Source organism: Anabaena cylindrica UHCC 0172, from assembly GCF_034931625.1.
GTDB classification, from domain to species: Bacteria; Cyanobacteriota; Cyanobacteriia; order Cyanobacteriales; family Nostocaceae; genus Anabaena; species Anabaena cylindrica_A.
The window spans coordinates 41,976-48,982 of sequence record NZ_JAYGGY010000103.1; the positions used below are offsets into that span (position 1 = coordinate 41,976).

The window sequence follows — 7,007 nt, forward strand, 5'->3', positions numbered from 1 at the left end:
TCGTTCCCATTCAAATTGGTTGATTCAAAATTCGCGCATCGTTACCCTTCAAGCTCAAGCCAGGGGTGGTCAAGAGGGCTAGAGAGTCTTGTTGATCATGGCTTTTGCCATTTCTAGCAATCCATAGGCATTAGCTTCTACGGGATTGTCCAGAATTTTGAACCCATTCTTCTCCAATAGCTTCTTAAATCCAGGTAACAAGCAGCCTCCACCAATCGCCCAAATTTCATCCCCTTGGTGTTTGGCATCTAGTGTCAGACTTACGGGTTTCTTTAAGAATTTTTCATACCAATCTTTCAAACAACTGGTGTAGATATCTTTAATATCAATGTCACGACTGTATTTGGTATGTCCCCTTTCCAAACAAAATCGAATCTGGGAGGCGTTACCGATTTTCCCCCCGTTGAGATGTTTCATTTTTTCGGCAATGTCTTCGATGAGAACTTCTACACCTGCTGGGTACGGGGTGTGAACTTCTCGCTTTCCCTGGTTGTAACGAGAATAGAGTGTGGTGCCATTACCAAAATCTAAAACTGTGAGCTTGGGTGGAAGTTGATGCCCAAACAATGCACCCATTCCTTCTGGCACGACTTTGATTATTTCTAGGGTGACATCTGATTTTTTACCTGCCAGTATTGGTTGATATTCTCCGTTGAGTGCTTGTTTTAAATTTTCTGCTAGTCCTATGTCATGTAAGCTGACTACTAATTTTAAATGCCAAGCTTTACGATGTGGCAGATGTGCTAATCCACCAAATAACATCAACAATGCATTTTTAATTTTGTTTTCGTTGTGGTCAGTGTTGCGGTCAAAATGATAACCTGTACGAAAGGCAGATTCTCCCACGGTGTAAGCTGAACCATCTAAGACAATTCTTCCTGGGACATCTTCCATCTCTGCTGTGGAAATATAGCTGGGGATACGAACGACTTCAAATCCATCGACAAAAAGTTTCAAGCTGCCGTAACCGTTATCGAATCCTGCTGGAAATATTTTTTGTAAGGCGTGAATGTTGGGCATGGGGGTCAAGTGGGGTACAGAAAATGGGCGGCACAAAGATACCCTGAGTATCACCTATATATACCCTAGATAGGGGCTAAAAGTTTAATTATTTTCAATTTTCGCGTTAGGGTATATTTATCCCATAAATAACCCCTACATATACCCCAAATTAATTTTATTTGGCAATATATACCCTAATTAACTCCTATGCAGGTTATAAGCAGGTAATATATAGGGGTCAAAGGAAATAAATACAAGTCTCCAATCTCTTTTTGGGGTATATATAACCCCCATAAAACACCTGATTGTCCCCTAAATTAATTTTAGTTAGTAATTTTACGAACGTATAATCTTGCGTGCGAGTAGCGACGGAACCAAAATATACATTAACGGCTGATTCATGTGATAACAATAAAATTTATACCTTTTTCAAGGTCTCATTTTCATAGTAAATTCAGGCTTGCAGATTTTTTTCTGTGATAAAACTTGTTATTACAGGAAAAGTTATATTTTAACGCAACGACTCAAACTCAGTGACAGCAAGCATTTGGGGCTTAACATACACTCCTGTTTCAATGCTACTCACGGACGAATATCAATCTTCTTCTAGTAAATTTTCCATTTGAAATAACAGTTTTTCTAATTGTTTCTGCTTTTGGGGATTGGATAAAACCTTTGTTTTTTGCACTCGTCCCAAAATGGATGTAATGCGCTGTTTGAGAGGATTTGAGGTATCCTGGCTAGGTTTAGTTTCATTGAAACTACGGATACGTTCTTTAATTTGAGTTAGCGATAACCGACTAGCGATCGCTTCTGCTAGTAAACTTTGGCGTAACGGTTCATTTTTAACCCGTGCAATGGCATTGGCCTTGGTGTACTCAATTTTCCCAGAACGCAGCGCCTCTAAAATATCTATAGGTAGTTTTAGTAAAGGTAGACGATTGCTCACAAAAGACTCCCACCCCATCAGCCCTAAGTCAGTAAATATCACCTTAATTGCTTCGGCTTCTGGTTGACTAATAACGTTATTAGTCAGTCGAGAAATATCATTCAACATCCGATAAAGCAAAGCTGTGACTTCATTTGGAGTGGATTCTAATCGCAGTGACAGTAGCTGCAAAATACCTTCTGTTTCTTCCACTGGATTCAGGTCTTCCCGTTGGAGATTTTCTACTAGGGCAATGGTAAAAGCTTCAGAATCAGTTAATGTGCGGATGGTAACAGGAACTTCTAATAATCCCACAGCTTGCGCTGCCCGATAGCGTCTTTCTCCGGCTACTAATTCATACTGCCCTGGTTGACTTGAAATTGGTCGAATGAGCAGATTTTCTAAAATGCCATGCTCTTTCACAGATTGAATGAGTTGCTCCATCTTGAGCGGATCAAAATAGCGCCGGGGCTGCTGAGAGGGCAGACTAATAGCAGATACAGCTACCGTTGTGGTTGGCGGCGGTGAATCGCTGGTTGGCTCAGTGTTTTCATATAAAAAATCTTTGAGTTCTCGCCTTTTACTTGACATTCAATACCTCCAAAGCTTCTTGAAACATTGCCTCATAATCGGTTGCGGCTTCGGTTGCAGCTTTGCCTGACATTTGAAACACAGTACACCCCTGACCAGGAGCATCAGCAATGCACTGTTTTTGATAGATAGCAGCTTTTAGCAGATGGGTTCCCGTGGCTATGAGAGCTTCTCTGGCTTCTCGCTCTAACACTGTACCTTTGGTGGCTCGGCTCAAAAATAAAGCAGCTTTGGGATAACCAGAGCGCAGTTCAGTGGCGTGTTTGATAAAACGCAAAATTTTATGACTGCTGTGTAAATCTAAGCCAGAAGGTTGGCAGGGAACTAAAGCAAGATCACAACGAGCCAGTATTGCTTTAGTAGTTTCAGAAAGTGAACCAGGGGCATCAATGACTAAGGCTGAGTACTGGATAGCTAAGTCAGGAATTTTTTCAAACAAATCTTCTGGGTCTTGAATCACTTGGTAAACCAGACCTAAAGATTTAGCCCAGACGGAACTGCTTTGTTGGGCATCGGCATCAACCATTAGTGTTTTTTGGCGTTGACTAAGCCAATACGCCAGATGAACAGCCGCAGTTGATTTGCCTACGCCACCTTTTTGATTTGTAAAAGCAATAATCATAAAAATACGCGGTAAGTGGGAAACGAGTGTGTCTTTAGACCTGGGAGGGATGGTATGGCTAGAGCCACGTTACGCTATCGACATGGCTCATCAGCCACGACACGGGCGGTTTTAACCGCATTGAATCTTTAAAAAACTGACGATGATCTAATAATGTTAATGCTTTTTGTTATTGCTGCGAGGTCGCCAGCATTGTTCTTACAGTATTATCTATTGTGTGAATTGTATTGTTAATATTTTTTTGCAAAAACTGAAATGGATTAGTCAATACTGTAGCCAAAATAGGAGCATTGATAATTTTTGGCAAAACTAAGCATACATAAGCGTTTCTATAAAAAGGTAGTTTGTCATCTGAAACCATTATCCTGCTGTCAATACGTTAAAAAAACCTAGTGGGAAACCTTAAAGGAATTTTTAGGACTGATTATTTTTGCCAAGTCTCAGATAAATGGGATTTGATGGTCAAAGCATCATCATCTCACCCTCATAAATTGGCTACAGTATTGATAAACAAAATTAAATTTTGAACCTATCTCTGTGACAGGGTTTAAACCACCTGAATCCTTACAAATAGACAAATAGATTGATTCAGAGATGGGGAATTTAGATTTGGGTGATTTTAACCAAAACACTGGTGCTTTAAAAGTCCGTTGTGTGACCTCGACGGTACAGTTTGGATAGTTGTCTTACTGCTGGAATTAGAGAAGCAATTTTGTTTAGGCACTGATTGATGTGTGATCACAGAATATCTCATTAATTTTGTCATTCGCATAAATAGACAATCACCTTATTCTCACCACCTGTAAATTCATAGATATCAAAAGTAGAAACAGCAAGCTTGTTATCAAAATTATTGCTGTCAACTACTCCTGAGAAAATAACTTGCCCATTCATGTATTTGCCAACATTAATATTATTTACCTCAGACAAAGGATAACAAAACTATGCTCAATACTTCAGTTATCAACTTTTTAAAACCCTCTGATAATTCTTCAATGATCATCAAAAAGATATTATTAAGTGTCACACTTTCCCTGACTTGCTTGTATCCAAGCATGGCACTAGCTCAATATGACTATGAAATTCAACGATTGCTGGAACGTCGGGAAGATTACAAAATACAAGCAGAAAATCTACAGACAGAAATGGGTTTTTATATGCTAACAAATCCTAAAGCATCTGCTGCTGTATTAGTTTCAGGAGTAGGGATTGCTGCAATCTTAAAACAAAATTTAGATCCAACTACCAAAGTATTATTAGCAGGTATGGGAATAGTTGGAACTAATTATTGTTTAAATCAGCAAAATTTTCAATATTGTGCTAAGGTCGCTATCGATTTAACTTCCTACGCTGTTCAAATCAATAACTATGATCGACAAATAAATTCTATTACACAGAGAATCGGCTCATTACAAAAATCTAATTAATTTCCTTAGTTCCAGAACTAAGCAAGCGTTTATTCTATTGCCACAATTTGTAACCTCGCAAATATCAAAACGCGAAATACACATTGGGAGCATCCACTTTTGGAAGAAACATAATTCTCGTACTCCAAAAACCCTGGTATATGGTTCATCTAAAAAAGGTGATCCGCCAAAAGTGGATGCTCCCTACACATTTGAATCGGGAGATGAAAATCATGAATAACAATGAATCCGCCTCCAATATCCTTGAACTAATTAATGTAAGTGAAACTAATACTATGAATACGGCAACGGAACAAACTTTTGTCAACGAAGGAGACCGATTTGGTAATGATTTAGAAAAAGCTACCAAAGTTCGTCGAGAAACTGCTGAAATTTTAAATAAAACAGCAGACATATTGATGCAATCAGAAATAGCAGGTGAAGATAGCTCTGGAAAATTGGGATTTGAGCAGGATATCGTATATCTCAATAATGTTAGTGAAAATTTGCGTCAAGGTGTATTTCGATTACTCGTGCTAGGAGATATGAAACGAGGTAAAAGCACCTTATTAAATGCCATTATTGGGGAAAAAATATTGCCTACAGGTGTTAATCCTTGCACAGCAGTGCTGACTGTTGTTCGTTATGGAGAAAACAAACAAGTGATTATTCATTTTAATGACGATAAACAACCAGAAGCAATGGATTTTGATAGCTTTAAAGAACGCTATACTATACCTCCTGACGAAGCCAAGAAATTGGAAGAAGAAGGAATAGCAGCGTTTCCAGATGTAGAATATGCTGTTATCGAGTATCCTCTAGATATTTTAGAGAAGGGAGTAGAATTAATTGACAGTCCTGGCTTAAATGATACCGAATCACGAAATAATTTAGCTCTGGGTTATATCAATAACTGTCATGCTATTCTTTTCGTTCTTTCTGCTACGCAACCATGTACTCAAGCAGAGCGGCGTTACTTAGAAAATTATATTCATGACAAAGAATTAGCTACTTTTTTCCTGATTAATAATTGGGATTTAATTGCTCAAAAAATAGAAAATGAAGATGAATTGCCAGAAGCTGAAAATAAACTTCGTCAGGTATTTCAAAGCAATCTGTCTCCTTATTGTCAAAACAACGGCAGAAATCTCTACGAGCAACGAGTATTTGAGCTAAATTCTTTAGCAGCTTTTAAAGCCCGCACGAAAAATCCCTCTGGTTCATTAGAGGGGACTGGGTTCGATAAGTTTTTCGCTGTCTTACGCCCTTTCCTCACTCAAAAACGAATTATTGCCGAGCTACTAAATGTTAAAGGTTTAGTTCGTCAAATCTATCATCAGGTTCACGAAGCTGTGGGAATACGCGTAACTTTACTAGATACAGGAGCAGAAGAATTAAAACAAAAAATTCAAGAGGTTCAGCCGGAATTCAATCAGTTAGTTGAGATTAGAGATGGATTTCAACATGAAATTCGGACTAAATCAGAACGTTACGCTAATGAATTGGCAGATGATTTTTGTAATTATCTTTCTAACTTAGATAGTACATTTGAAACCGATTTTGCCCCATACCAACCTGACTTGAAAGTCTTTGATTTACTTAAAAGTGGTAAACGAAAAGAGTTTCAAGAGAATTTGGAGCAGGCATTTAATCAGTATTCTAATGACAAGATAGCAGACTGGACTAAAAAAGCAGAACAAAAACTGAAAGAAGCTTTTTCTCAAATTGCTCAAAGTGCCGAAAATTATGGCGATGCTTATACCCAAGTGACGGATAAAATTTATGCAAAACTGAATGAACAAAAAATAGAAACAGGAACAGTTTCTTCTGAAGAACGAACTCCTGGCTGGACGAGATGGGCAGGGGCTGCTGCTGGGATATTTTTAGGGAATCCTGCGGGGGCTGCTTTAGTAGGTTTTGGAGCTTTAGATTGGAAAAGTTTAATTGGTCAATTTCTGACTGCTGTGGGAGCTAATATCTTTTTACTATATGGTGGTGGGACTTTTTTAGGACCAATAGGTATAGCTTTAGCTGGTTTAGTTGCAGGTGCTGTTCAATTACGATTAGCCAGAAATAAGTTAGTCAAGTTAACTAAAGAAAAAATGAAAGAGAGTTTGCCAAATGTTGCTAAGGCAGAAAGGATCAAAATTTATAATTTCGTGAAAGAAATTTTTAATAACTTTGAGAAGGAGGTAACTCAAAGAATTGACGGTGACATTTCATCTCGGAAAGCAGAGTTACAAGAGCTTTTGGCTCAAAAAGAATCTCAAGAAATTGACAAAACGGCAGAAGTGTCTCGTTTAAATACCCTCGATAGGCAAATTCTTACTCAATGGAAAGCAATAGAAGCTATCACTGACAAGCTTCTTGAAGAAACTGTTTAATGTTCTCTCTCATTTCAGGCTGACGGGATGACGAAATAGTCTAAAAAGCTTATCAGATGCAGATTGTACCGATT

Annotated in this window: 5 protein-coding genes; 2 read left to right on the forward strand and 3 right to left on the reverse strand. The window is 38.3% G+C overall.

Annotation, left to right across the window (positions count from 1 at the left end; genetic code table 11):
• Positions 1-78 precede the first annotated feature (78 nt).
• From VB713_RS23275 to VB713_RS23285, 3 genes are all read right to left on the reverse strand, one after another.
• A complete protein-coding gene (locus VB713_RS23275) occupies positions 79-1,020 on the reverse strand; it encodes a ParM/StbA family protein (protein WP_323313880.1) in 942 nt (313 codons plus the stop codon).
• 577 nt (positions 1,021-1,597) lie between these two features.
• Entirely contained in the window at positions 1,598-2,521 is a 924-nt protein-coding gene (locus VB713_RS23280; RefSeq protein ID WP_323313881.1) for a ParB/RepB/Spo0J family partition protein, read from the reverse strand.
• Entirely contained in the window at positions 2,511-3,143 is a 633-nt protein-coding gene (locus VB713_RS23285; protein WP_323313882.1) for an AAA family ATPase, read from the reverse strand. The genes VB713_RS23280 and VB713_RS23285 overlap by 11 nt, the downstream gene beginning before the upstream one ends.
• Positions 3,144-4,087: 944 nt before the next feature.
• On the opposite strand from VB713_RS23285, the gene VB713_RS23290 reads away from it, so the two are divergent.
• Together VB713_RS23290 and VB713_RS23295 are read left to right on the forward strand one after the other, a co-directional pair.
• Positions 4,088-4,570: a hypothetical protein gene (locus VB713_RS23290; protein ID WP_323313883.1), complete on the forward strand. Its 483-nt coding sequence runs from the start codon at positions 4,088-4,090 to the stop codon at positions 4,568-4,570.
• 212 nt (positions 4,571-4,782) lie between these two features.
• Positions 4,783-6,933 (forward strand): dynamin family protein, encoded by a 2,151-nt coding sequence (locus VB713_RS23295; protein WP_323313884.1) that lies wholly within the window; start codon positions 4,783-4,785, stop codon positions 6,931-6,933.
• The last annotated feature ends 74 nt before the right edge of the window (positions 6,934-7,007 follow it).